The sequence below is a fragment of the Streptomyces taklimakanensis genome (genome assembly GCF_009709575.1).
Lineage (GTDB): Bacteria > Actinomycetota > Actinomycetes > Streptomycetales > Streptomycetaceae > Streptomyces > Streptomyces taklimakanensis.
On sequence record NZ_WIXO01000001.1, the window covers coordinates 3,693,845 to 3,716,474 of the forward strand.

Annotated in this window: 20 protein-coding genes; 12 read left to right on the forward strand and 8 right to left on the reverse strand. The window is 73.3% G+C overall.

All coding sequences use genetic code 11. The features are described from left to right. Positions 1–38: 38 nt before the first annotated feature. The 6 genes from F0L17_RS16460 (at position 39) to F0L17_RS16485 (ending at position 8,854) form a co-directional block, all read left to right on the forward strand. Complete coding sequence (locus tag F0L17_RS16460) at positions 39–1,028, forward strand: malate dehydrogenase (protein WP_155071673.1); 990 nt, start codon at positions 39–41, stop codon at positions 1,026–1,028. Between the two features lie 417 nt (positions 1,029–1,445). Then, a complete protein-coding gene (locus tag F0L17_RS16465; protein WP_155073724.1) occupies positions 1,446–2,930 on the forward strand; it encodes an aldehyde dehydrogenase family protein in 1,485 nt (494 codons plus the stop codon). 88 nt (positions 2,931–3,018) lie between these two features. Further along, the gene (locus F0L17_RS16470) at positions 3,019–4,587 is read left to right on the forward strand and encodes a GMC family oxidoreductase (RefSeq protein WP_155071674.1); all 1,569 of its coding nucleotides are present in this window, start codon (positions 3,019–3,021) and stop codon (positions 4,585–4,587) included. Further along, a complete protein-coding gene (locus F0L17_RS16475; protein WP_162466285.1) occupies positions 4,584–5,726 on the forward strand; it encodes a quaternary amine ABC transporter ATP-binding protein in 1,143 nt (380 codons plus the stop codon). Before F0L17_RS16470 ends, F0L17_RS16475 begins: the two co-directional genes overlap by 4 nt. Then, complete coding sequence (locus F0L17_RS16480) at positions 5,723–7,801, forward strand: ABC transporter permease subunit (protein WP_155071675.1); 2,079 nt, start codon at positions 5,723–5,725, stop codon at positions 7,799–7,801. The genes F0L17_RS16475 and F0L17_RS16480 overlap by 4 nt, the downstream gene beginning before the upstream one ends. An 81-nt stretch (positions 7,802–7,882) precedes the next feature. Then, complete coding sequence (locus tag F0L17_RS16485; RefSeq protein ID WP_155071676.1) at positions 7,883–8,854, forward strand: ABC transporter substrate-binding protein; 972 nt, start codon at positions 7,883–7,885, stop codon at positions 8,852–8,854. A 259-nt stretch (positions 8,855–9,113) separates the two neighbouring features. On the opposite strand, the gene F0L17_RS16490 is transcribed toward F0L17_RS16485, so the two are convergent. The 6 genes from F0L17_RS16490 to F0L17_RS16515 form a co-directional block, all read right to left on the reverse strand. Beyond that, entirely contained in the window at positions 9,114–9,548 is a 435-nt protein-coding gene (locus F0L17_RS16490; protein ID WP_155071677.1) for a VOC family protein, read from the reverse strand. Between the two features lie 235 nt (positions 9,549–9,783). Beyond that, positions 9,784–10,281: a DUF3574 domain-containing protein gene (locus F0L17_RS16495; RefSeq protein WP_155071678.1), complete on the reverse strand. Its 498-nt coding sequence runs from the start codon at positions 10,279–10,281 to the stop codon at positions 9,784–9,786. Beyond that, entirely contained in the window at positions 10,278–11,195 is a 918-nt protein-coding gene (locus F0L17_RS16500; protein WP_162466286.1) for an NsdA family TPR-like regulatory protein, read from the reverse strand. Before F0L17_RS16500 ends, F0L17_RS16495 begins: the two co-directional genes overlap by 4 nt. Positions 11,196–11,291: 96 nt before the next feature. Further along, complete coding sequence (locus F0L17_RS16505) at positions 11,292–12,488, reverse strand: MAB_1171c family putative transporter (RefSeq protein WP_155071680.1); 1,197 nt, start codon at positions 12,486–12,488, stop codon at positions 11,292–11,294. Beyond that, complete coding sequence (locus F0L17_RS16510; RefSeq protein ID WP_155071681.1) at positions 12,485–13,087, reverse strand: toxin; 603 nt, start codon at positions 13,085–13,087, stop codon at positions 12,485–12,487. Before F0L17_RS16510 ends, F0L17_RS16505 begins: the two co-directional genes overlap by 4 nt. Positions 13,088–13,376: 289 nt before the next feature. Beyond that, positions 13,377–13,871, reverse strand: coding sequence for a carboxymuconolactone decarboxylase family protein (locus F0L17_RS16515; protein WP_155071682.1), 495 nt, complete (start codon positions 13,869–13,871; stop codon positions 13,377–13,379). A gap of 47 nt (positions 13,872–13,918) precedes the next feature. On the opposite strand from F0L17_RS16515, the gene pdxR reads away from it, so the two are divergent. Next, positions 13,919–15,364 (forward strand): MocR-like pyridoxine biosynthesis transcription factor PdxR, encoded by a 1,446-nt coding sequence (gene pdxR, locus F0L17_RS16520; RefSeq protein ID WP_338018109.1) that lies wholly within the window; start codon positions 13,919–13,921, stop codon positions 15,362–15,364. Positions 15,365–15,473: 109 nt separating this feature from the next. On the opposite strand, the gene rocD is transcribed toward pdxR, so the two are convergent. After that, on the reverse strand, positions 15,474–16,736 hold the full coding sequence (gene rocD / locus F0L17_RS16525) for an ornithine--oxo-acid transaminase (RefSeq protein WP_155071683.1): 1,263 nt from the start codon (positions 16,734–16,736) through the stop codon (positions 15,474–15,476). 224 nt (positions 16,737–16,960) lie between these two features. Here rocD and trpS point away from each other — a divergent pair, with 224 nt between their 5' ends. Continuing rightward, positions 16,961–17,974, forward strand: coding sequence for a tryptophan--tRNA ligase (gene trpS / locus F0L17_RS16530; RefSeq protein WP_155071684.1), 1,014 nt, complete (start codon positions 16,961–16,963; stop codon positions 17,972–17,974). A 58-nt stretch (positions 17,975–18,032) separates the two neighbouring features. Beyond that, on the forward strand, positions 18,033–18,617 hold the full coding sequence (locus F0L17_RS16535; protein WP_162466287.1) for a 2'-5' RNA ligase family protein: 585 nt from the start codon (positions 18,033–18,035) through the stop codon (positions 18,615–18,617). A 55-nt stretch (positions 18,618–18,672) separates the two neighbouring features. On the opposite strand, the gene F0L17_RS16540 is transcribed toward F0L17_RS16535, so the two are convergent. Further along, positions 18,673–20,277 carry a D-alanyl-D-alanine carboxypeptidase family protein gene (locus tag F0L17_RS16540; protein ID WP_420802421.1) on the reverse strand — a complete coding sequence of 535 codons (1,605 nt, stop codon included), beginning with the start codon at positions 20,275–20,277 and terminating at the stop codon, positions 18,673–18,675. 111 nt (positions 20,278–20,388) lie between these two features. Here F0L17_RS16540 and F0L17_RS16545 point away from each other — a divergent pair, with 111 nt between their 5' ends. The 3 genes from F0L17_RS16545 to F0L17_RS16555 all read left to right on the forward strand — a co-directional run bounded on the left by F0L17_RS16545 (position 20,389) and on the right by F0L17_RS16555 (position 22,630). After that, positions 20,389–20,640 (forward strand): SCO4848 family membrane protein, encoded by a 252-nt coding sequence (locus F0L17_RS16545; protein WP_162466288.1) that lies wholly within the window; start codon positions 20,389–20,391, stop codon positions 20,638–20,640. 57 nt (positions 20,641–20,697) lie between these two features. Continuing rightward, positions 20,698–22,092 (forward strand): metallophosphoesterase, encoded by a 1,395-nt coding sequence (locus tag F0L17_RS16550; protein ID WP_155071686.1) that lies wholly within the window; start codon positions 20,698–20,700, stop codon positions 22,090–22,092. Between the two features lie 130 nt (positions 22,093–22,222). Then, positions 22,223–22,630, forward strand: coding sequence for a YciI family protein (locus tag F0L17_RS16555; protein WP_155071687.1), 408 nt, complete (start codon positions 22,223–22,225; stop codon positions 22,628–22,630).

Consider the following 22,630-nt stretch of genomic DNA (forward strand, 5'->3'; position numbering starts at 1 on the left):
GGACCCAGCCGCCACTGTCAGGTATTACGGAGACCGCCATGACCCGCACTCCCGTCAATGTCACCGTCACCGGCGCCGCCGGCCAGATCGGCTACGCGCTGCTGTTCCGCATCGCCTCCGGTCAGCTCCTCGGCGCGGACGTGCCGGTCGCGCTCCGCCTCCTGGAGATCCCGCAGGGCCTGAAGGCCGCCGAGGGCACCGCCATGGAGCTGGACGACTGCGCCTTCCCGCTGCTGAGCGGCATCGAGATCACCGACGACCCGAACAAGGCGTTCGACGGCGCCAACGTCGCCCTCCTCGTCGGCGCCCGTCCCCGCACCAAGGGGATGGAGCGCGGCGACCTGCTGGAGGCCAACGGCGGCATCTTCAAGCCGCAGGGCAAGGCCATCAACGACCACGCCGCGGACGACATCAAGGTCCTGGTCGTCGGCAACCCGGCCAACACCAACGCCCTGATCGCCCAGGCCGCGGCCCCGGACGTACCGGCCGAGCGCTTCACCGCCATGACCCGCCTGGACCACAACCGGGCGCTGTCGCAGCTCGCCAAGAAGACCGGCGCCCCGGTGTCGGAGATCCGCCGGCTCACCATCTGGGGCAACCACTCCGCGACCCAGTACCCGGACATCTTCCACGCCGAGATCGCGGGCAAGAACGCCGCCGAGGCCGTGAACGACGAGAAGTGGCTGGCCGAGGACTTCATCCCGACCGTCGCCAAGCGCGGCGCCGCCATCATCGAGGCCCGCGGCGCCTCCTCGGCGGCCTCCGCCGCCAACGCCGCCATCGACCACGTCCACACCTGGGTCAACGGGACCCCGGAGGGCGACTGGACCTCCATGGGCGTTCCGTCCGACGGCTCCTACGGGGTGCCCGAGGGCCTGATCTCCTCCTTCCCGGTCACCTGCTCCGGCGGGACGTACGAGATCGTTCAGGGCCTGGAGATCAACGAGTTCTCGCGGACCCGCATCGACGCCTCCGTGAAGGAGCTGGAGGAGGAGCGCGAGGCCGTCCGCGGGCTCGGCCTCATCTGATCCGGAACCGTTCCGGACCGATCAGCGACCCGACCCCTTCGGTCACCCATCGGCGGAGCCCTCCACGGGCCCGTCCGAGACGAGGGCCCCCGGCTTTCCCGGCCGGGGGCCCTCGTGCGTCCGGCGGCCGGTCCCTCCCGTCCGCCCGCTCCGCGAGCCCCTCCCACTCGCTGCTCCCCGTGCGCGTCCGGACGCGTCGCGTACCGACCGGTATGTCCTGTATACCAGGACATCACCTTAAATTCATTTAAATAAATCCCAAGTTGATCATGGTTTCTTGTGTGAAGCGCGCCACTTGACATGGATTCAAAGCATGAAATCGTTGAGATGGGGCATGGTCCGGGGTCGCTCGGCTCCGCCGGGCGGTAACAGCACCATGCGAGGAAGGCAGTACGGAACGTGTCGGCTATCGAGAGCATGTACATCGGCGGTCAGTGGCGACCGGCCGCCTCCGGTACCACCAGAGAGATTCTCGACCCGGCCGACGCGACGGTGCTCGCGGTCGTCTCCGAGGGTGGCGTCGAGGACACCGACGCCGCCGTCGAGGCCGCCCGCCGCGCCTTCGACTCCGGCACGTGGCCGAACACCCCCACCGCCGAGCGGGCGGCCCTGCTGCGCCGCACCGCCGACCTCCTCCAGCGCGACCGCGAGGAGATCGCGCTGATCGAGTCCCGCGACACCGGAAAGACCCTGGAGGAGGGCCGCGTCGACGTCGACGACGTCACCGCCGCCTTCCGCTACTTCGCCGACCTGGTGACGAACGCCTCCGGCGGACGCGTGGTCGACGCGGGCAGCCCCGACGTGCACAGCGTCGTCGTCCACGAACCGGTCGGCGTCTGCGCGCTGATCACCCCCTGGAACTATCCGCTGCTCCAGGCGAGCTGGAAGATCGCCCCGGCCCTCGCCGCGGGCAACACCTTCGTCGTCAAGCCCAGCGAGATCACCCCGCTGTCCACCGTCCACCTGGTGAGGCTGCTGGCCGAGGCCGGACTTCCCGAGGGCGTGGCGAACCTCGTCACCGGCGCCGGCGACCCGGTCGGCGCCCGGATGTCCTCCCACCCGGCCGTGGACCTGGTCTCCTTCACCGGCGGCCTGGCCAGCGGCACCAAGGTGGCCGCCGCCGCGGCCCCGACGGTGAAGAAGGTCGCCCTGGAACTCGGCGGCAAGAACCCCAACGTCGTCTTCGCCGACGCCTGCGCCACCGAGGAGCGCTTCGACACCGCCGTCGACCAGGCCCTCAACGCCGCCTTCATCCACAGCGGCCAGGTCTGCTCGGCGGGCGGCCGGCTCATCCTGGAGGAGTCCGTCCACGACCGCTTCGTCACCGAGCTCGTCCGCCGCGCTCGCCGCATCCGGCTCGGTCGCGGCACCGAGCCCGGCGTCGAGTGCGGACCGCTGGCCTCCCAGCAGCAGCTCGACAAGACCGAGGACTACGTCGCCTCCGCCCTCGCCGAGGGCGCCGTGGTGCGGTGCGGCGGCAAGCGGCCCGAACCGTCCGAGGTCCGCCCGGCCACCGGCTACTTCTACGAACCCACCGTCCTGGACCACTGCCGGCGCGACATGCGCGTGGTCCGCGAGGAGACCTTCGGCCCGATCCTCACCGTCGAGACCTTCCGCACCGAGGACGAGGCCGTCGCCCTGGCCAACGACACCGAGTACGGCCTGGCCGGCGCCGTCTTCTCCGCCGACACCGCCCGTGCCCGCCGCGTCGCCGCCCGGCTGCGCCACGGCACCGTGTGGATCAACGACTTCCACCCCTACCTCCCGCAGGCGGAATGGGGCGGTTTTGGTACATCGGGGGTCGGACGGGAACTCGGCCCGTCGGGCCTCGACGAGTACCGCGAGACCAAGCACGTCTACGAGAACCTGCGTCCCGCGCCGGTCCGCTGGTTCGCCGGCTGATCGTCACGTCGAGTCCCGCGCCCGATCGACACCCTCCGCGCGGGCCGAGCACCGGCCCCCGCGCGCAACACAACAGGAGCAACACCTCATGCCCAGCAACACCACCTACGACTACGTGGTGATCGGCGGCGGTACGGCCGGCTCGGTGATCGCCTCCCGGCTCGCCGAGGACCCCGACACCACCGTCGCCGTCATCGAGGGCGGCCCCTCCGACATCGACCGGCCCGACGTGCTCACCCTGCGCCGCTGGCTCGGTCTGCTCGGCGGCGACCTCGACTACGACTACCCCACCACCGAGCAGCCACGCGGCAACTCCCACATCCGGCACAGCCGCGCCCGGGTGCTCGGCGGCTGCTCCTCCCACAACACCCTGATCTCCTTCAAGCCGCTCCCCTCGGACTGGGAGGAGTGGGAGGCCGCCGGCGCCACCGGCTGGAACGCCATCGCGATGGAGCCCTACTTCCACCGGCTCCGCAACAACATCGTGGCCGTCGACGAGAAGGACCGGAACGCCATCGCCCGCGACTTCGTCGACGCCGCCCAGGCCGCGCTCGGCGTACCGCGCGTGGAGGGCTTCAACGCCAAGCCGTTCCACGAGGGGGTCGGCTTCTTCGACCTCGCCTACCACCCGGAGACCAACAAGCGCTCCTCCGCCTCCGTCGCCTACCTCCACCCCCACATGGAGGCCGGCGACCGCCCCAACCTGGAGCTGTGGCTGGAGACCTGGGCGTACCGCCTGGAGTTCGGCGGCGACGACGGCCGCCGCGTCACCGGCGTCCACGTCCGCACCGCCGACGGCGAGGAGACGCTGGTGACCGCCGAGCGCGAGGTGGTGCTCTGCGCCGGCGCCGTCGACACCCCGCGGCTGCTGCTGCACTCCGGGGTCGGACCGGCCGGTGACCTGGAGGCGCTGGGCATCCCCGTCGTCCACGACCTGCCGGGCGTCGGCGAGAACCTGCTCGACCACCCCGAGTCGGTCATCGTCTGGGAGACCGACGGGCCCATTCCGGAGAACTCGGCGATGGACTCCGACGCGGGACTCTTCGTCCGCCGGGACCCGACGTCGCCCGGCCCGGACCTGATGTTCCACTTCTACCAGATCCCCTTCACCGACAACCCCGAGCGGCTCGGCTACGAGAAGCCCCCCCACGGCGTGTCGATGACCCCCAACATCCCCAAGCCGCGCAGCCGCGGTCGTCTCTACCTCACCAGCGCCGATCCCTCGGTCAAGCCGGCCCTGGACTTCCGGTACTTCACCGACGCCGAGGACTACGACGCCCGCACCCTCGTCGACGGCATCCGCATCGCCCGGGAGGTCGCCAAGGCCGAGCCGCTGGCCGGCTGGCTCAAGCGCGAGGTCTGCCCCGGCCCGGACGTCACCACCGACGAGGCGATCAGCGAGTACGCCCGCAAGGTCGCGCACACCGTCTACCACCCCGCCGGCACCTGCCGGATGGGCGCCGCCGACGACGAGGCGGCCGTCGTCGACCCGCGGCTGCGCATCCGGGGTCTGGACGGCGTCCGCATCGCCGACGCCTCCGTCTTCCCCACCATGCCCGCAGTCAATCCCATGATCGGTGTGCTGATGGTCGGAGAGAAGGCCGCCGACCTGCTCCGCGACGACCAGCCCGCCACGGCCCCCGGAGGTGCCGCGTGACCACCGCTGCCAGTACGACCCCCGACGGGGCCCCCGACGGGGCCCCCGACGGGGCCCCCGCCCCGGGCACCGACCCGGTGTTCTCCGTCCGTCACCTGTGGAAGGTCTTCGGCACCAAGGCCCACCGCGTCCCCGGCGACGCCTCCCTGGAGGGCCGGTCCGCCGCCGAGGTGCGCGAGCGGACCGGCTGCACCCCCGCGGTGCGCGACGTCTCCTTCGACGTCGCCCGCGGCGAGGTGTTCGTCGTCATGGGACTGTCCGGTTCCGGCAAGTCCACCCTGGTGCGCTGCCTGACCCGGCTCATCGAACCCACCGCCGGCACCCTCCACATCGACGGCGAGGACGTCCTGGCCATGGACCGGACCCGGCTGCGCGAACTGCGCCGCCGCCGCGCGGCCATGGTCTTCCAGCACTTCGGCCTGCTGCCCCACCGCACCGTCGTCGACAACGTCGCCTACGGGTTGGAGATCCAGGGCGTGGGCAGGGCCGAACGCCGCGCCCGCGCCGGCGAGATGATCGAGAAGGTCGGCCTGGCCGGTCTCGGCGACCGCCGCCCCGGCCAGCTCTCCGGCGGCCAGCAGCAGCGCGTCGGCCTCGCCCGCGCCCTCGCCGTCGATCCCGAGGTGCTGCTCTTCGACGAGCCGTTCAGCGCCCTCGACCCGCTGATCCGCCGCGACATGCAGGAGGAGGTCATCCGGCTCCACCGCGAGGAGGGCCGCACGATGGTCTTCATCACCCACGACCTGGCGGAGGCGCTGCGCATCGGCGACCGCATCGCCCTGATGCGCGACGGCGAGATCGTCCAGCTCGGCACCCCCGAGGAGATCGTCGCCGCGCCCGCCGACGACTACGTCCGCGACTTCGTCCGCGACGTCCCCCGCGAGCAGGTCATCTCCGTCCGTCGCGCCATGCGGCCGGCGGCGGCGGGCGAGGCCGACGGCGGCGTCCCCCTCGGCCCCGACACCGTCGTCGCCGACGCCATCGAGGCCGTGGCCCGCGGCGGAGAGCACGTCCGGGTGGTGGAGGGGGGCCGCACCCTCGGCGTCGTCGACCACGCCCGGCTGCTGTCCGTCGTCGCCGGGGTGGACCCCGACCCTGGTGGCTCCCATACCACCGGCGGGGAGGTGGCCGCCGTATGACCGCCACCGCGCCCATCCCCTCCCCGCCGACTTCGAGACCCGACCCGGCGCCGCACGCCGGACCCGACCCCCGCGAGGACGACCGACCGCCCCGCCCGAGCCTCCTGCGCCGGACCACCGCGCGAGGCGGCGGGAGCCCCGCCCGCCACAGAAGACTGCTCGTCCTCGCCCTGATCGCCGTCGTCGCGATCCCGACGGCCGCCTCGCTGTGGGGCAGCGGCAGCTGGCCCGGCGCCCTCACCTACGACCTCCGCTCCCCGCTGGAGGAGCTGGACACCTGGTTGGTCGAGAACCGCGACTCGCACTGGCTGTTCCTCTACTTCCTGCTGCACATCGGCAACAACGCCGTCCTCGCCGTCGACGGTGTGCTGGCCTTCCTCGAAGGACTCGGCTGGACGGGCGTCACCGCCGCCGCCACCGTCCTCGCCTGGTACGCGGGCGGCGCGAACCTCGGCCGCCGCGCCCTGCGCACCGCCGCCACCGCCCTGGGCACCTTCGCCGTCATCGGGCTGCTGGACATGTGGGAGCCGGCCATGGAGACCCTGGCGCTGATGGCCGTCGCGGTCGCCGCCTCGGCCGCCGTCGGCGCCCTCCTGGGCCTGGCCGCCGGGCTCTCCGACCGCTGCGAGAAGGTGCTGCGCCCGGTGTTCGACACCATGCAGGTGATGCCGGCGTTCGCCTACCTGCTGCCGTTCGTGCTGCTCTTCGGCATCGGCACGCCCTCGGCCCTGATCGCCACCGTCATCTACGCCGCCCCGCCCATGGCCCGGCTCACCTCGCTCGGCCTGCGCGGCGCCGCCCCGGCCGCCCTGGAGGCGTCCACCTCGCTCGGCGCGAACGCCTGGCAGCGGCTGTGGACGGCCCGGCTGCCACTGGCCCGCCGCCAGATGCTGCTCGGCCTCAACCAGACGATCATGATGTGTCTGTCGATGGTCGTCCTCGCCTCGATGATCGGCGCGGGCGGCCTGGGCGACGAGGTCTTCACCGGCCTGTCCCGCGTGGACGTCGGCCAGGCACTCGTCCCCGGCATCGCCATCGTGCTGATCGCCGTCTGGCTGGACCGCACGACCGCCGCCGCCGGCGAGCGAATGGACGACACCTCCTCCTCCGGCCCGGTGAGCCGGGCGCGCGCCTGGGCCCGTCGGGCCGGCGCCGTCGCCGTCGTCGCGGTCGCCTCGGTGGCCGGCCCGGCCGCCCTCGGGCGGGAGTGGCCGGAGAACTGGACCGTGGGCATCTCCCAACCGGTCAACACCGCCGTCGCCTGGATCACCGACCACCTCGGCTCGGGCATCCCCGTCGTCGGCGGCACCGCCACCTGGTCGGAGAACTTCGCCCGCTGGGTGCTCAACCCGTTGCGGGACGGCCTCCAGGGCACCCCCTGGTGGCTGCTGCTGCTGGCCGCCGCCGCCCTCGCCCTGCTGGTCGGCACCTGGCGCACCGCCCTGACCGCCACCGCCGCACTGGCGGCGATCGGCGTCATGGGGCTGTGGCCCGCCTCGCTCAACACCCTCTCGCAGGTGCTCGCCGCCCTGCTGGTCACCCTGCTGCTGGGCGTCGCCGTCGGTGTCCTGGCCGCCCGCGTGTCCTGGGTGGACCGGGCGATCCGCCCGGTGCTCGACGTGATGCAGACGATGCCGCAGTTCATCTACCTCATCCCGGTGGTGGCGCTGTTCAACGTCGGCCGCACCGCCGCGATCATCGCCGCGGTCGTCTACGCGCTGCCGGCGGTCGTCCGCATCACCGCCCAGGGCATCCGGGAGACCGACCCGGCCGCGCTGGAGGCCGCCCGCTCCATGGGCGCCACCACCGGCCAGCAGCTCCGCCAGGTCCAGCTCCCACTGGCCCGGCCCGCCCTGCTGCTGGCGGTCAACCAGGGCGTCGTCCTGGTCCTCGCCATCGTCGTCATCGGCGGCCTGGTGGGCGGCGGAGCGCTCGGCTACGACGTCGTCTACGCCCTCCAGAAGAGCGAACTGGGCATCGGGCTGACCTCCGGCGCGGCGATCGTCTGCCTCGGCGTGTTCCTGGACCGGATCACCCAGCCGGCGTCCGCCCGCGACCGCGGCGCCCGCCGCTGACCCCGCGCGCCCCACACCCCCACACCCCCACACCCCCACACCCCCGCACCGCTGTACACACCACAGAAGGAGAAGTCCGGCATGAACACCGGTACGAACAGCAGACGGATACGCACCACCCTGGTCGCCGGCGCGAGCGCGCTCGGCATGGTGGCCCTCGGCGCCTGCGGCGCCGCCGACACCGGGGCCTCCTCCGGGGGATCGGACACCGTCACCATCGCCGTCCCCTCCTGGGTCGGTGCCGAGGCCAACGCGGCCGTCGCCAAGCACCTGCTGGAGGAGGAGCTCGACGCCGAGGTCAAGCTCCAGCAGATGGACGAGCCGGTCGCCTGGGACGCGCTCGACAGCGGCAAGGTCGACGCGATCCTGGAGGACTGGGGCGGCGTCCCCAAGAAGGAGAAGCTCTACATCGAGGAGAAGAAGACCGTCGTACCGGCGGGCGACCTCGGTGTGACCGGCCACATCGGATGGTTCGTCCCGAAGTACTTCGCGGACGAGCACCCCGACGTCACCGACTGGAAGAACCTCGACAAGTACGCCGACGAGCTGAAGACCACCGAGAGCAACGGCAAGGGCCAGCTCCTGGAGGGCTCGCCGTCGTACACCACCCACGACGACGCGATCATCAAGAACCTCGACCTGGACCTGAAGACGGTCTACGCGGGCAGCGAGCAGGCCCAGATCACCCAGATCAGGAAGTACGTCAAGGAGAAGAAGCCCTTCCTGACGTACTGGTGGACGCCGCAGTGGCTGAACGCCGAGATCGACTTCGTCGAGGTGAAGCTGCCCGAGTACACCGAGGGCTGCGACGCCGACCCGGAGAAGGTCGCCTGCGCCTACCCCAACACCCCGCTGCAGAAGTACCTCAACGCCGACTTCGCCGAGAACGGCGGGGACGCGGCGGAGTTCCTGAAGAACTTCAACTGGTCCACCGAGCAGCAGAACGAGGTCGCCAAGTGGATCGCCGGCGACGGCATGTCCGCCGAGGACGCGGCGGCCAAGTGGGTGAAGGAGAACAAGGACACCTGGGAGAAGTGGCTCCCGAAGAACTGACCCCGTAGGGGTCGCACGGCCACGGGCCCGGAGCGCGTGCGCGTTCCGGGCCCGCCGTCGTCCTTGGGGAGCGGCACCCGACCGCCGGAAGGGTCTTCACCGGACGCTTCGGGGCACGGGTGACGACGCCACTCGGGCCGGCCTCGCCGGGGGCACCGCCGAGCAGGACGCGCCTGGGACAGCGGTCGCGCGCGAGGCGACACGCCGCGCACCGGCCGAGACGGGAGACGGCTTCCCGCCCCGTCGACTCGCGGGACGTTCAGTCGAGACAGAACTCGTTGCCCTCGATGTCCTGCATCACCAGGCACGACTCGTTGACTCCGTCGGCGAGCAGGAGCCGCACGCGTACCGCGCCGAGCGCGACCAGGCGCGCGCACTCGGCCTCAAGCGCGGCCAGGCGCTCCTCCCCCACCAGTCCGGTGCCGACCCGCACGTCGAGGTGCAGCCGGTTCTTGACGACCTTCTCCTCGGGAACGCGCTGGAAGAACAGTCGCGGGCCCACGCCCGAGGGATCAACGCAGGCGAACGCCGACCCCTGATCCTCGGGCGGCAGCGAGCGGTCGAAATCGCCCCAGGTGGCGAACCCCTCCGGGGGCGGCGGCACGACGTACCCCAACACCTCGCACCAGAAGCGAGCGAGGCGTTCGGGGTCCGCGCAGTCGAAGGTGACCTGGACCTGCTTGACCGATGTCATCGAGCCACCGTAGCAAGGACCCCCGTCGCCCAACTCCCAATAAAAGCAGGCGCGTCGGGAAGCGCCTCCGCGGTCCGCCGCCGCGCCGCGCGGCAGGGACGGCGCCGGTGCGCCACCCTCCCCCGGCCGGCGGATCCACCGGCAGGCGGAGCGGTACGCGCGACCGGCCGTGTCCCCGCGCCCCGGTCCCGCGACCGCGGGACCGGGGCGGTGATCGGGCGGGGGAGGCGGGGGCTCAGAAGTCGGCGCGCACGAGTTCGTCCACCCGGCCGACGGACTCCAGGCCGTACATCTCGGTGTACCGGTCGCGGAGGTACTCGATGTCGTCGTCGTGGGCCTTCGCCGTCTTCGCGGGGTAGAGCAGGATCAACTCGTAGGAGCGCTCCCCGTTGACGGACCCGGTCTTGTCGCGCCACTGGCCGTAGCCCTCCTGGAGGGTGAGGCCGTCGGGGAAGCGCGGGGTGACGTACTCGTCCAGGAAGTCCATGAACTGCTCCTCGGTGATCGGCGGTTCGCCGTGGTGGCGGCCGGTGCCGAAGAAGAGCTGGGTGCGCACGTACGGCCTGGTGTGGGCGGAGACGCCGGCTTCGAACTCCTCGGCGCGGGCGGCGACGGCGGGTCTGTCGTCCCGCCCCTGGAGCGCCGTGGTGAAGGCGGTGGACGCGCCCGCCGCGCAGACGAGGGCGGCCAGAAGGACGCAGAGGCGGACGCGGCGGGAGGTGTGCGGCTTCATCGGAACTCCGGCGGTTCGGTGGGCAGGTGGTGGACATGTCCTTCACCGTGCCGCTCGCGGGGGAGTTCCCGCGCGAGCAGCTCGGTCAGGTCTCGGGTGGTGCCGCGGAGTCCGCGGGGCACGCGGCGGCCTCCGTCGACGGCGGCGATCGCCCGCCGCAGGGAGTTCAGGGCCCGTACGGACCCCATGCGGGGCGCGCTCTCGGCCAGGGCGGACAGCCAGGCGTCCGTCTCGCGCCACGCGCCCGCGCGGGCCAGGACGCGGCCGAGGTCGGCGGCGAACAGGGCGCGGTAGGCGGGGCCGCCGTCGGAGGCCGCGGCCGCGTGCAGCAGGGCCGCCGCCCCTTCCGCGTCCCCCAGGTCGGCGAGGACGAGTCCGTGGTGGCCGTCCAGTTCCGCGCGGTCGAACCACCAGCTCCAGGCGGGGTCCCGGTCCGAGGGCCCGTCCGCGGACATCTCCCGGGCGGCGGCCAGGGAGCGCAGCGCCGCCGCCCTCCTGCCGAGCCGGGCGTGCGCGCGTGCCTCGCGCACGTGGAACAGGGCGGCCACCCGTGGCGGCAGGTCCCTGCGGGCCAGGACGGACGAGGAGGTGCGCAGGGAAGCGCGGGGGTGTCCGAGGTGGGTCTGCTGCATGCTCAGCACGGACAGGACCAGCAGCTCGATGGAGCGCTCCTCCTCCGGGAGGCGCCGGGCCAGGGCGAGCGCCCGCCGGTTGAGCCGGTACGACGGCCCGTGCCGTTCGGCGTCGAACAGGATCCAGGCGGCGACCTCGAAGAACTCCGCGAGGTCCGCGCCCGCCGTACCGGCCGGGACGGCCGCCCCCGCCGCCTCGACCATCCGCACGGACCGCATCGCCACGGGGGCGGCGTGGCGTGCCCCCAGCGTCCGGTCGAGCGCGAGGAGTTCGGTCGTCATGGCGCGGACGTCCGGCGGGGAGGACGTCCGGGCCGCCCGGCCTGCCCGGGGTGTCTGGGGTTCCATCGGTTTCCTGGCGGGGTCGGTCCTGGCGGGTCAGGGACGGTCGCTTCCCCGCGGGGCGGTGGCCCGCGGGGTGGCGGCCCGCGCGGCGGGGAGCCGGGCGAAGGACCTGGCCACCTCGGACAGCCAGGCCACCTCCTCCGTGAAGTCGCCGAGGCCGCCCCGGCGGTCGGCCGGCGGTGGCGGCGGAGCCGGCGCGGAGGGCGGGGGCGCGGCCGGGACCCCGGCCCGCGCGTCGAGGGCGGATCTCAGCAGACGCGCCTCGTGGGCGGGGGAGCCCCGCTCCGCGCCGCGGGGCGGGTGCGGGCCCAGGGCGTGGTACCCGTCGAGGATCTCGATGACGCGGCGGTGGAGCCGGTAGTCGAGGTCGGCCGGCGGGAGCCGGTCCAGCGGCCTCCTCGGCGGCGGTTCGAGCGCGATCGTCGGCACCGCCTCGTACAGGGCCCACCACAGGGGGCGCAGCCGCAGGTAGGAGCGGTAGCCGCGCAGCCAGGCGGAGACGGCCGGACCCCAGGACGGCACGGTCCAGCCGAACACCTGGAGGAGCGCCCCCACGCTCCCGGCCAGCCAGTAGGCGGGCTCCCAGGCGCTCATGTCGTGGCCGAGCTGGGTGCCGGCCGTCTGGGTGTAGCGGATGGCGCAGTAGACCAGGATGAGCGAGGCGCCCGCGGTGACCGTCCACATGCCCGCGCGCAGCCAGGTGCGGTGGGCGATGCGCGCGTAGCGGTAGGACAGCCGGACGGCCCCGACCTGCCCCACCGCGCAGACGGTGATGTAGAGGAGCAGGTATCCCGCGTAGTCGCGGTCCCGCATGTTGCTCAGCAGGGTGCCCTCGGCGGACGCGGTCTGCCGGTAGGGCTCCACGACGAAGAACAGGACGACCAGGACCACCAGCGCGACGGAGAAGGCCCGCACGCGCCGTCTCGCCAGGACCGCCGCCCGCTCGGGCGGGTGCGACCAGTGGACCAGGACGACCTGCTGGGCGGCCGTCAGCACGACCACCGCGGCCTGCGTCATGATCGTGGTCAGGTTCGGATAGCCGAACAGGCGGGAGACGTCGTCGCGCAGCCAGTTGAGGTCGATGAGGAAGCTGATCCCGGAGCACAGGAAGTAGGTCTCCAGGGCCCACAGCGCCGGGTCGGTCCTGCGCCGCAGGAGCTCGGGGAGCCGGTAGCAGAACGCGGCGAGCCCGACGAAGGCGCACACGTGGGACAGGACGTCGTAGATCATCCGCGGCCGACGACGCTTTCCACGCGGGCCATGACGGTGGCGTCCTCGGGGGTCAGGGCGGTGGCGTCCCCGGGGGGCGGGACGGTCCGGCGGCGGGCTCGCGCCAGGATGAGCGACGCCATCATCTCGGCCTCCTGCTCCGCCCGGTCGTCGTAGGCGGAGCGCTTCAGGGACCGGCGGACGAGGTCCGGATCGGCGCCGGGGAAGAGGTTCGCCGGGGTGGCCGGCCCGGGGAGCGCGCCGAAGTCGTGCTCGCAGATGATGTGGGAGAGCTCGTGGGCGATGATGTGCTCCTGGTGGGGCCCGCTGGTGTTCGCCCGGTAGACGATGACGTCGGTGTCCGGCAGGGCGATCCACAGGCCGTGGAGCAGCGGCTCCTCCAGTTCCATGGGGGTCAGGCGGATGGCGCGCCCGCGCCTTCGGCCCACCTGCTCGCAGACGGCCGTGATGTCCGTGGTGCCCGCCGCGCCCGCGAGGGCCCCCGTGCCGTCGTGCCCAAAGAGGATGCCGGCCTCGGTGAGGAGCCTTTCGCAGGTGCGCTGCATCTGCCGGAACCGGGCACGGCGGCGGCCTGGTAAGCGCAGGGGAGACGCTGCCACCGGCCTGTCCTTTCCGGCTCCGCGCCGCGTCGTCTTCGGGTCCTGAGGGGACGGCGCCGCGGGGCGGTCGGCCGGTCCCTCGGCGCCTTTGAGAGATCGTCACCAACCGCCGGGCCGCGCGCAACCTCTTACCGCGATTGCGGCGGGACCGGCGGCAGGTTGACTCAAAGACGTCCCCGGCCACCGTACGGCCCGGCCGCCGTCCGCGCGACGGCGGCGGCCGTGCGGACGTGGGGCGAGCCGCCGAAGGCGACACGGGCCGCGCCCACCGCGCCCGGATCGCGGACGGTCACCGCGGCCCGTCCCCCTTCAGGGACTCGGGGACCGCGCGGGTGGCCACCTGGAAGCGGTTCCAGGCGTTGATGGAGACGATCTGCGCGATCAGGTGGGCCAGTTCGGCCTCGTCGAAGTGCTCGGCCGCCCGCTCGTACACCTCGTCCGGGACGTAGTGCCCCTGGGGCGTGCCGCCGTCGAGCCGGGTGATCGCCTCGGTGAGGGCGAGCGCCGCCTGTTCCTTGTCGGTGTAGAGGCCGGGGGCCTCCTCCCAGGCGTCGAGGAGGTCCAGCCGGAGCTGGGAGACGCCCAGCCCGCGGGCATCGGAGAAGTGCATGTCGAGGCAGAAGGCGCACTTGTTGAGCTGCGAGGCACGGATCTTGACCAGCTCGGCGAGGACCGGGTCCAGCCCCTTCGAGGCGGCGGCCTCGAAGGCGGCCATGCCCTTGTAGACGTCGGGGGCGTGCTTCCAGAGGTTCATGCGCGGGCCGTGCGCGTGAGCAGTCGTCATGCGGACGACCCTAGAAGGGGGGCAGCCCAGGAGTATGGTCCACTTCCGTGCGGGATTCCTGGGCCACTTCGGGCGGCGGCGACCTCCATCTGGACCTCGGCGGTCCGGGCGGGCTGCGGGCCTCGTTGATGCGCGCCCTGCGCGAGGCGATACGCACCGGCCGGCTCGCCCCCGGCACCCGACTGCCGTCCTCCCGCTCGCTCGCCGCCGACCTCGGCGTCGCCCGCAACACCGTGGCCGACGCCTACGCCGAACTCGTCGCCGAAGGGTGGCTCGTCGCCCGGCAGGGCTCCGGCACCCGTGTCGCGCCCCGCGCCGAACCGGTCGCCCACCCGTCCTCGTCGGCCGCGCGGCGACCGGTCGTCGAACGCCGGGCCGCCCGACCCCCGGACACGGCCCCGCGCCCCCGCCACGACCTGCGCTCCGGGCGCCCGGACGTCTCCGCCTTCCCGCGCTCGGCCTGGCTCACCTCGGTGCGGCGGGTGTTGGCCGCCGCGCCCGCCGCCGCCTTCGGCTACGGCGATCCGCGTGGCCGCCCCGAACTGCGTCGGGCCCTGGCCGGATACCTCGCCCGCGCGCGGGGCGTGCGCGCCGACCCGGAGCGGATCGTGGTCTGCGCCGGTTTCGTGCGGGCCCTGGCGCTGCTGGGCGAGGTGCTGGGCGGCACGGTGGCGGTGGAGTCGTACGGACTGTGGATCCACCGGGAGCTGTTGGAGCGCGCCGGCGCGCGCACCGTGCCGCTGCCGGTGGACGACCGGGGCGCCGACGTGACGGCCCTGCCCGACACCGGGGCGCACACCGTGCTCCTCACGCCCGCCCACCAGTACCCGACCGGTGCCTCCCTCCACCCCGATCGGCGCGCGGCCGCCGTCGACTGGGCGCGGTCGGTCGGGGGAGTGGTGCTGGAGGACGACTACGACGGCGAGTTCCGCTACGACCGTCAGCCCGTCGGCGCGCTCCAGGACCTCGACCCCGACCGGGTGGTCTACCTCGGCACCGCCGCCAAGAGCCTGGCACCGGGGCTGCGGCTGGGCTGGGCGGTGGTGCCCGGCCCCCTGCTGGAGGCCGTGCTGGAGACCCGGCGGGAGACGGCGGAGACCTGCGGCGTCCTCGACCAGCTCGCGCTCGCCGACTTCGTCGAGTGCGGCGCGTACGACCGCCACGTGCGCGCCGTGCGACTGCGCTACCGGCGGCGCCGCGACCGGCTCGCGGCCGCCCTCGCCGAACGCGCGCCCGAGGTGCGGGTCACCGGCATCGCGGCCGGGCTGCACGCGGTGCTGGAACTGCCGCCGGGTACGGAGGAGCCGGTGCTGCGGGCGGCGGAGCGGGCGGGGGTGGCCGTGCAGGGGCTCGCCCGATTCCGGCACCCGGAGGCGCCCGACGGCGGCCCCGACGGGCTCGTCGTCGGCTACGGCACCCCACCGGAGCACGGCTTCGCCGCGGCCCTGGACGCGCTGTGCGCGGTGCTGCGCGACGGTCTGGGGCGGGCCTGAGAGCGGGCCGCCGGGCGAAGGGCCCGCCCGGCGGCCCCGGCGGCGGCGCGGGCGGGCCCGGGAACGGGGACGAGGGGGCGCGGGTACCGCGGGTACGGGGCGGGCCTCCTCAGGCGCCCAGCACCGCGCGGATCCGGTCCAGGCCCCAGTCCAGGTCCTCCTTGGAGATCACCAGCGGCGGGGCGACGCGGATGGTGGAGCCGTGGGTGTCCTTCACCAACACCCCCTGTTCCATCAGCCGCTCGGAGATCTCCCGGCCCGTGCCCAGCGACGGGGCGACGTCCACGCCCGCCCACAGGCCCCGGCCGCGCACCGCCTCCACCGCGCCGCCGCCCACCAGCAGGCCCAGTTCGTGGTGGAGGTGCTCGCCCAGCTCGCGGGCCCGCTCCTGGAACTCGCCCGTCCGCAGCATGGCGACGACCTCCAGCGCCACCGCGCACGCCAGCGGGTTGCCGCCGAACGTCGAACCGTGCTCGCCGGGCCGGAAGACGCCCAGCACCTTTGCCGAGGACACCACGGCCGAGACCGGCACGATGCCGCCGCCGAGCGCCTTGCCCAGCACGTACACGTCCGGCACCACGTCCTCGTGCTCGCAGGCGAACGTCCGCCCGGTGCGGCCCAGGCCCGACTGGATTTCGTCCGCGACGAAGAGCACGTTCCGCTCGCGGGTCAGCTCCCGCACGCCCGCCAGGTAGCCCGGCGGCGGCACCAGCACCCCGGCCTCGCCCTGGATCGGCTCCAGCAGCACGGCCACGGTGTTGTCCGGGTCGGCGTCGATCGCGGCCCGCAGCGCCTCCAGGTCGCCGTAGGGGACGGCCTCGAAGCCCGGCGTGTAGGGGGCGTAGTCCGCGCGGGCCTCCGGGTCCGTGGAGAAGCTGACGATCGTGGTGGTGCGACCGTGGAAGTTGTTCTCCGCGACGATGATCCTGGCCCGGCCCTCGGCCACGCCCTTGACCCGGTACCCCCACTTGCGGGCCGTCTTCACGGCGGTCTCCACCGCCTCGGCGCCGGTGTTCATCGGCAGCACCATCTCCATGCCGCACAGCTCGGCCAGTTCGGTGCAGAAGGCCGCGAAGCGGTCGTGGTGGAAGGCGCGCGAGGTGAGGGTGAGCCGGTCCAGTTGGGCCCGCGCGGCCGCCAGCAGCCGGGGGTGACCGTGGCCGAAGTTGAGCGCCGAGTAGCCGGCGAGCAGGTCGAGGTGGCGCCGCCCCTCGACGTCCGTCATCCAGGCGCCCTCCGCCGAGGCGACGACGACCGGCAGGGGGTGGTAGTTGTGCGCGCCGTGCGCGTCGGCGGCGGCGATCAGCTCCGCGGCCGGTGTGGCGGCCGGCGCGGCGGACGGCGCGGTGGGCGGTTGTGTCGAAGTGGCCATGGAACGCTCCGTATCGGGTGGGCGGAGTGGACGGGGGCACCGGCGATCGTGCGGCGGTCGCCGCGTGTGACGCCTATCTCTATCGTCGTACGTCCGCTTCGCGAAGAAACCCTGCGGTGCGTCGCGTTCCGCGTGTTTCCGCGTGTTCCCCCGGGGGCGTCCGCCGCCCCACGGGTGTCGGAACACGGATGAGCGCGCGGCGGGTGCTCTGCGAGAATGGCGCCATGGCCACTGACCGTCCCCGTGTTCTCTCAGGCATCCAGCCCACCGCGGGCTCCTTCCACCTCGGCAACTACCTCGGTGCCGTCCGCCAGTGGGTCGACCTGCAGGAGACCCACGACGCGTTCTACGCCGTGGTCGACCTGCACGCCATCACCATTCCGCAGGACCCGAAGGAGCTGCGGGCGTCCACCCGGTTGGCCGCCGCCCAGCTGCTGGCCGCCGGTCTGGACCCGGAGCGCTGCACCCTGTTCGTGCAGAGCCACATCCCCGAGCACGCGCAGCTCGCCTGGGTGATGAACTGCCTCACCGGTTTCGGCGAGGCGTCGCGGATGACGCAGTTCAAGGACAAGAGCGCGCGGCAGGGCGCCGAGGCCACCACGGTCGGCCTGTTCACCTACCCGGTCCTCCAGGTCGCGGACATCCTGCTCTACCAGGCCGACAGCGTGCCCGTCGGCGAGGACCAGCGCCAGCACATCGAACTGACCCGCGATGTCGCCGAGCGCTTCAACAGCCGCTACGGCCACACCTTCACCGTCCCCTCGGCCCACATCCTCAAGGAGACGGCGAAGATCTACGACCTCCAGGACCCGACGGCGAAGATGAGCAAGTCCGCCGCCTCGCCCAAGGGCGTGGTCAGCCTGCTCGACGAGCCGAAGGTCTCCGCGAAGAAGATCAAGAGCGCGGTGACCGACACCGGGACGGAGATCCGGTACGACGAGAAGGAGAAGCCCGGCATCAGCAACCTGCTGGTGATCTACTCCACCCTCACCGGCACCGGTGTCCCGGAACTGGAGCAGCAGTACGCCGGCAAGGGCTACGGCGCGCTCAAGACCGACCTCGCCGAGGTCGTCGCCGCCTGGGTGGCCCCCTTCCGGGAGCGCACCCAGGAATATCTGGAGGATCCCGAGACGCTGGATTCGGTGTTGGCCAGAGGCGCGGAGAAGGCCCGGAAGGTGGCCGCCGAGACGCTGGCCGCGGCGTACGACAAGGTGGGGTTCGTACCCGCCAAGCACTGAACGACCAGGGAACGACCAGGGGGAACGACAGACGAGGCAGACCAGGAAGGAGACGCACGTGGGGACCGTCACGCTCGGCGTATCGATCGCGGTCCCGGAACCGTACGGCAGCCTGCTCCAGCAGCGGCGTACGGGTTTCGGCGACCTCGCGGCCCATGGCATCCCCACCCACGTGACCCTCCTGCCGCCGACCGAGGTGGACGCCGACCGCCGTCCGGAGATCGAGGAACACCTCGCCCGGGTGGCCGCGGCCGGCCGGACCTTCCCGATGCGGCTGGCGGGCACCGGCACCTTCCGCCCGCTGTCGCCGGTGGTCTTCGTGCGGGTCGTCGAGGGGGCCTCGGAGTGCGGCCGACTCCAGGAGCGCGTCCGCGCGGCGGACGGCCCGCTCGCGCGCGAGCTGCGGTTCCCGTACCACCCGCACGTCACCGTCGCGCACGGCATCGCCGAGGAGGCGATGGACCGGGCGTACGAGGAGCTCGCCGACTTCGAGGCCGCCTGGACGACGACGGGCTTCGCGCTGTACGAGCAGGGCGAGGACGGCGTCTGGCGGCTCCAGAGGGAGTTCGCCTTCGGTGGCGCCCCGACCCTGCCGCTGCCGCACCAACCGGCCTTCTCCAGACCACCGGCCCCCTCGCTCTGACGCGCCGCCGGGCGCGGTCGTCGATCGGGCCCCCTTTCCGGGGGCCCGAGACGTGTCAGGGGGTGCGGGTGAGGTCGGGGGCCGGTGGGGACTCGGGGTCCTCCGGACGGTCCTCCGGCCGGGGCTCCGGCTCCCGCGCCTCCCGCGGGGGGCGCGCCGCGGTCGGTCCGCTCGCTCCGGTTCGCCCGGTGGGTTCGGCGGGTGTCCCCGGGTCGGCCGCCTCCTTCCGGGGGGCGGTGCCCGTCCTCCGCAGGACCACCACGAACTTCGTGGCCGCCGCGCTGCCCAGGAGCCGCTCCAGGGTGCCGGGGTTCTCCGGACTGCCGAGGGCGGCCGGGGCCCGCGGACCGCGCCCCAGGCCCGGCAGGCCGGACAGGCGCGGCAGTGGCCGGCGGCGGTGCACCCCGTACAGCCCCGCGCCCAGCACCAGCAGCGCCGCGGCGGCGGCCAGCAGGGCCGTGTCGGCGTCGCCCGACGACTCGTGGGCGCCGGCGGCCGTGGGGCCGGAGGGACGGGCGGCGGTGTCCGCACGCTGCCCGGTGGGCCGGCCGTCGGAGTTCTTGCCGCTGCCGTCCCGCACGCTCTCGGGCGGCACCAGTTGCCCCACGGGGACGACGTCGTCGGCCGCCTCGAAGCCCCAGTCGAAGAGCGAGGCGGTCTCCCGGTAGACCCGCAGGCCCCCCTCCTCCGGGTGCATGACGGTGACCAGCAGCACCCGGTCACCGCGCTGGGCGACCCCGGTGAAGGTGAGTCCGGCGTTGGTGGTGTAGCCGTTCTTCACCCCGGCGATGCCCTCGTACGGCTCCAGGCCCACATCGCCGGTGAGCAGGCGGTTGGTGTTCTGGATCTCGAAGGTCCCGCGCCTGGTCCTCCCGTCCTCGCCCTTCTCCACGTCGCCGGGGAACGTGGCCCGGACGGTGGCGGCGTACTCGCGGAAGTCCGGCTTCTGCATCCCGGAGCGGGCGATCAGGGTCAGGTCGTACGCGGAGGAGACCTGGCCCTCGGCGTCGTAGCCGTCGGGGCTGACCACGTGGGTGTCGAGCGCGCCCAGTTCGCGGGCGTGCTCGTTCATCTCCCGGACGGTCTCCTCCTTGCCGCCGTTCATCTCGGCCAGTACGTGGACCGCGTCGTTGCCCGAGCGGAGGAAGACGCCCAACCACAGGTCGCGGACGGTGTAGGTGAGGCCCTCCTTGATGCCGACCAGGCTGCTGCCCGGGCCGACCTGCGACAGTTCCTCCGGAGTGACCCGGTGGACGGTCTCCGGGGCGAACTTCGGCAGCAGGGTGTCCGCGAACAGCATCTTCAGCGTGCTGGCCGGGGCGAGGGGCCAGTGCGCGTTCTTCGCCGCGAGCACGTCGCCGGTCTCGGCGTCCGCCACGATCCACGCCCGCGAGCTGACGGACTCGGGCGGCTCGGGGACGTCGGCCCCGGCCCGCGGTTGTATCTGGACCCCGGGCAGACCGAGCCGTTCACCCCCCACCGTGGACATCCGCGGAGGCGGAGCGGGTTCCTCCGGCTGCGCCTGCGCCGGGTGCCCGACCGCGGTGGCCGGGGCGCCGACGAGCAGGCACGGCAGGAACAGGGCGGCGCCGACGACCGACAGGCCGCGGACGCTGCGCGCACGGCGCGCGAGGGTGACAACACGGTGAGTCTTCGACACGCAGCGAACGTACCGGGCCCGGGCCCGGAAGGGGGTGGCGAGGGGACCATCGCGGTGGCCGCTACCGCCCCTGCCGGTGATTCCGTTGGTCCGATGGACATACTGGGAGGTGTGAAACTCTCTCGCCCCGTCTCGTGGTTCCTGCTCGCGTTCGGCGTCTGGAGTTGGTTCGTATGGACCACCTTCGTCAGGAACCTGTGGAAGGACGGCAGCGGCCTGGCCTTCGACGACGCGGGCGACCCCACCGCCTACTTCTGGGTCCACCTGCTGTTGGCCGGGACGTCACTGGTGTTGGGAACGACCATCGGGGTCATCGGGTTGCGCGGGCTGCGGGCGCTGCGCGACGAGCGGCGGAACGCGTGACCGCCCCCGGAACGTTCCGGGGAGGACAGGCGACAGGGCAGGGGAGTTGAACAGGGCATGGTCGTGGTGTACGCGGGGGTCGCGCTGCTGGTGGTGTGCGTGCTGGCAGGGGCGCACTGGTACCTGTGGCGGCGGCTGGTCCGCGACGTGTCGGAACGCGGCACCCGGTACAGACGGACGGGCACGGCGCTGGCCGTCCTGATGCCCCTGATCGCCGTCGGGGCGCAGATCGTGGGGCGTTCGGAGGCGCCCTTCCTCCTCAAGCGGATCCTGGCCTGGCCGGGCTACCTCTGGCTCGCCCTCCTGCTCTACCTGCTGCTGGCCCTGCTGGTGGGCGAGGCGGTACGGCCGCTGCTGCTGCGCTTCCTCAAGCGGCGGGACGCCGCCCGGCGAGCCGTCGAGGAGCCGGGAGAGGCCGGGGCCGTCGGTGCCGGGGAACACGAGGACGGGACCGTCCGGGACGCGTCCACGGGCCCGCCGGCCTCCTCCGGGACCGTGGTGGAGAGCGGTGACACCGGGACGGGCACGGCGGGGACGCGCACCGCCCTGGCCACCCGCGACGGCGACGGGAGCGGAAACGACGGCGGGCCCGGAGGCGACACCGCCGCCCGCCCGGAGCCCGCCGGTCCGTCGCGGCGGGTGTTCGTGGCCCGCACCGTGGCCGCCGCCGCGGGGCTCGCGGGAGCCGGGACGGTCGGCTACGGCACCTACGGCGTGCTGCGCGGCCCGAAGCTCAAGCGCGTCACCGTGCCGCTGGCCAAACTGCCCCGTGCCGCCCACGGCTACCGCATCGCCGTGGTCAGCGACATCCACCTCGGCCCCGTCCTGGGCCGCTCCCACACCCAGCGGATCGTCGACACCATCAACCGGGCGGACGTCGACATGGTCGCCGTCGTCGGCGACCTGGTGGACGGCACCGTCGCCGACCTCGGCCCGGCGGCGGAGCCCCTGGCGGGACTCCGCTCGCGCGACGGCTCGTACTTCGTCACCGGCAACCACGAGTACTTCGGTGACGCCCGCGAGTGGATCGACCACGTCCGCGAACTGGGGGTGGAGCCGTTGGAGAACGCCCGGCGCGAGCTGCCCCACTTCGACCTCGCCGGGGTCAACGACCTCGCCGGCGAGGAGGAGGGCGAGGGCCCGGACTTCTCCAGGGCCCTCGGGGACCGCGACACCTCCCGCGCGGTGGTGCTCATGGCCCACCAGCCGGTCATGATCCACGACGCGGTGGACCACGGCGTCGACCTCCAGCTCTCCGGCCACACCCACGGCGGTCAGATGTGGCCGTTCACCTACGCGGCCCAGGCCGCCAACCCCACCCTCGCGGGCCTGGAGCGCTACGGCGACACCCAGCTGTACGTCAGCCGCGGCGCGGGCGCCTGGGGGCCGCCGGTGCGGGTGGGCGCGGAGTCCGACATCACCGTGGTGCAGCTCGCCTCCGCGCGGGCCTGACGCGCCACCCGGGCCCGTCCACGCGAGTGGAGAAAAAAATCCGCCCGGCGATGTCGAGAACCCGTGACCGGCTCCGTCCCCGGGGTGAAGGCGGCCACAATGGGTCGCACCAGCGCCGAGGAGAGACACGATGGCCAAGTACCTGCTGCTCAAGCACTACCGCGGTGCCCCGGCCCCGGTCAACGACGTGCCCATGGACCAGTGGACGCCGGAGGAGATCTCGGCCCACGTCCGCTACATGCGCGACTTCGCGGCCCGGCTGGAGGAGACCGGCGAGTTCGTCGACGGCCAGGCGCTCGCCCCCGAGGGGACCTTCGTCCGGTACGACGGCGAGGGCCGCCCGCCGGTCACCGACGGCCCGTTCGCCGAGACCAAGGACCTCATCGCCGGCTGGATGGTGATCGACGTCGACAGCCACGAGCGCGCCGTCGAGCTGGCCGGGGAGCTGTCGGCCGCCCCCGGGGCGGGCGGGGAGCCGATCCACGAGTGGCTCGAGGTGCGCCCGTTCCTGGCCGCGCCGCCCACCGTCACGGAGTGA

Bases quoted from the DNA above. Each gene is read 5' to 3' on its own strand.
- F0L17_RS16480 (WP_155071675.1), top strand. From the start codon at position 5,723: ATGACCGCCACCGCGCCCATCCCCTCCCCGCCGACTTCGAGACCCGAC.
- F0L17_RS16495 (WP_155071678.1), bottom strand. From the start codon at position 10,281: ATGAAGCCGCACACCTCCCGCCGCGTCCGCCTCTGCGTCCTTCTGGCC.
- F0L17_RS16505 (WP_155071680.1), bottom strand. From the start codon at position 12,488: ATGATCTACGACGTCCTGTCCCACGTGTGCGCCTTCGTCGGGCTCGCC.
- F0L17_RS16485 (WP_155071676.1), top strand. From the start codon at position 7,883: ATGAACACCGGTACGAACAGCAGACGGATACGCACCACCCTGGTCGCC.
- F0L17_RS16555 (WP_155071687.1), top strand. From the start codon at position 22,223: ATGGCCAAGTACCTGCTGCTCAAGCACTACCGCGGTGCCCCGGCCCCG.
- F0L17_RS16490 (WP_155071677.1), bottom strand. From the start codon at position 9,548: ATGACATCGGTCAAGCAGGTCCAGGTCACCTTCGACTGCGCGGACCCC.
- F0L17_RS16500 (WP_162466286.1), bottom strand. From the start codon at position 11,195: ATGACGACCGAACTCCTCGCGCTCGACCGGACGCTGGGGGCACGCCAC.
- trpS (WP_155071684.1), top strand. From the start codon at position 16,961: ATGGCCACTGACCGTCCCCGTGTTCTCTCAGGCATCCAGCCCACCGCG.
- F0L17_RS16465 (WP_155073724.1), top strand. From the start codon at position 1,446: ATGTACATCGGCGGTCAGTGGCGACCGGCCGCCTCCGGTACCACCAGA.
- F0L17_RS16470 (WP_155071674.1), top strand. From the start codon at position 3,019: ATGCCCAGCAACACCACCTACGACTACGTGGTGATCGGCGGCGGTACG.
- F0L17_RS16460 (WP_155071673.1), top strand. From the start codon at position 39: ATGACCCGCACTCCCGTCAATGTCACCGTCACCGGCGCCGCCGGCCAG.
- rocD (WP_155071683.1), bottom strand. From the start codon at position 16,736: ATGGCCACTTCGACACAACCGCCCACCGCGCCGTCCGCCGCGCCGGCC.
- F0L17_RS16515 (WP_155071682.1), bottom strand. From the start codon at position 13,871: ATGACGACTGCTCACGCGCACGGCCCGCGCATGAACCTCTGGAAGCAC.
- F0L17_RS16550 (WP_155071686.1), top strand. From the start codon at position 20,698: ATGGTCGTGGTGTACGCGGGGGTCGCGCTGCTGGTGGTGTGCGTGCTG.